Annotated in this window: 2 protein-coding genes; both read left to right on the top strand. The window is 48.8% G+C overall.

The annotated features are described in order from the left end of the window. A partial coding sequence (locus E2980_RS24510) for a hypothetical protein (protein WP_205700024.1) occupies positions 1-190 on the top strand: 190 nt, incomplete at its 5' end. A gap of 152 nt (positions 191-342) precedes the next feature. Next, positions 343-1,827, top strand: a complete 1,485-nt coding sequence (ltrA, locus tag E2980_RS23770) for a group II intron reverse transcriptase/maturase (protein ID WP_205700023.1) — start codon at positions 343-345, stop codon at positions 1,825-1,827.

Genomic DNA, 1,827 nt, shown 5'->3' with positions numbered 1-1,827 from the left:
GAACGTTAGTACGCCAAGCAAGTTCGGCTTGTCTTGCGAGGTGAAAGTCCAAGCAGAGCAAGGTTTAACCAACCACTCTTATCGCGTGTTGCGCCGAAACGGGAGACCGCCAGGTGAAGTGTACACAGAGAACCATGCAGGCCATAGGGAGACGCACCTCCTGAAGCAAATCGAGCCTCGTAACCTGTAGTCTGGAAACAGACAAAGAACAGATGACGACGTGTTTAACGTCACGGAAGTCCAAGCGAAGAAACCGTAAATGGTGAGGTTTCGGAGGATCTGTCGGGGTCCAAGAACGTGGCATGTATGGAGAGAAAAGTCGGGAACTTGGGAGGCACCCTAATGGCTCCGTTGAAAATACAAACGGTAGGTCGGACAATCGAAAAAGAGGAAGACCGAAGGCACATAAGGGATTCGGATCCATTCATAGTACTCGGAAGACGGGAAAGCCGGCTACAGGGGGAAGGGATGGACAGGAATACGCAGCTTGCAAAGGAAACCCGTGCCGGACATGTTGGATCGGAATTACATGGGCAAACCTCCCTGCAGGGAATAACGAAGAAGGCAACAAAGGATCGAACACACCGGTTTGGGAACTTGTATCGACTGCTAAATGTGCAAGCGCTGAAGGAAGCTTTCAACGAGCTAAAGAAGAAGGCGGCAGCTGGAATAGATGGGGTCACCGCAAGTGACTATGCCGCTGATCTGAACCAGAACGTCGAGGCACTAGCAGAAGAACTCATAAACAAAACCTACCGGGCGAAGAAGGTAAGAAGAGTCTACATCGATAAAGGCAACGGAAAGAAGCGCCCGCTCGGGATACCTGCAGTTTCGGACAAAGTTGTCCAGCGTGCAGCAGCTCGTATTCTAACCGCAATCTATGAGCCGGAATTCAGTGCAAACAGCTACGGATACCGTCCACATACTGGCGCACAGAAAGCCGTTAAAGATATCACGAACGAGCTACAATTCGGCAAATACAGCTACATCGTAGAAGCAGATATCAAGGGTTACTTCGAAAATATCGATCATGATTGGCTGTTAAAAATGTTGGAAATACGAATTGCGGATAGCGCGTTCCTAGGTCTAATCCGGAAATGGCTAAAAGCAGGGATCATGGACATAGACGGAAAGGTAAAACATCCTGTAACAGGAAGTCCGCAGGGCGGCATTATCAGCCCAATACTGGCGAATATTTACCTCCATTACGCGCTTGACCTTTGGTTCGAGAAAAGAATCAAGTCACAAGGCGAAGGAGAAGCCTACCTCTGTCGGTATGCGGACGATTTCATCTGCGCATTCCGATACAAACGGGATGCGCAGCGATTTTACCGAGAACTAACGGAACGATTGGGGAAATTCGGGTTGGAGCTATCGGCGGAGAAGACGAACCTAATCAACTTTTCTCGGTTTCGTAAGGAAGACAGCCCGGCATTCGAATTTCTGGGATTCGAGTTTCGATGGGGAGTATCCCGCAAAGGGAAAGACCTGCTGAAGCGACGGACATCCCGAAGTAAGTTACGAAAATCGATTGTTGCCTACACCCTATGGTGCAGGGAAAACCGGGACACGCGGCTTAGACGACTCTTTCCGAAATTAAATGCAAAACTCCAAGGCTACTATAATTACTTTGGGTTAATCGGAAACTACACCAGCCTATGGGATTTTCATACGCAGGCGATCCGAATCCTGTACAAGTGGTTAAACCGGAGAAGCCAACGACGAAGCTTCAACCAAAGCGCCTTCACTGCCTGCTTAGGCAGGTATTCTGTTGTTAAGCCTCGAATTGTAGAATCCAGATATATCCAACTTCAGTTTGATTTCTGA

Source organism: Cohnella luojiensis, assembly GCF_004564235.1.
Lineage (GTDB): Bacteria > Bacillota > Bacilli > Paenibacillales > Paenibacillaceae > Cohnella > Cohnella luojiensis.
Note: the sequence above shows the minus strand (reverse complement) of the source record. Positions and strands in the feature narration are given on the sequence as shown.

What these genes read in the sequence shown, in the direction of transcription:
- ltrA (WP_205700023.1), top strand. Translation starts at nt 343, where the DNA reads ATGGCTCCGTTGAAAATACAAACGGTAGGTCGGACAATCGAAAAAGAG.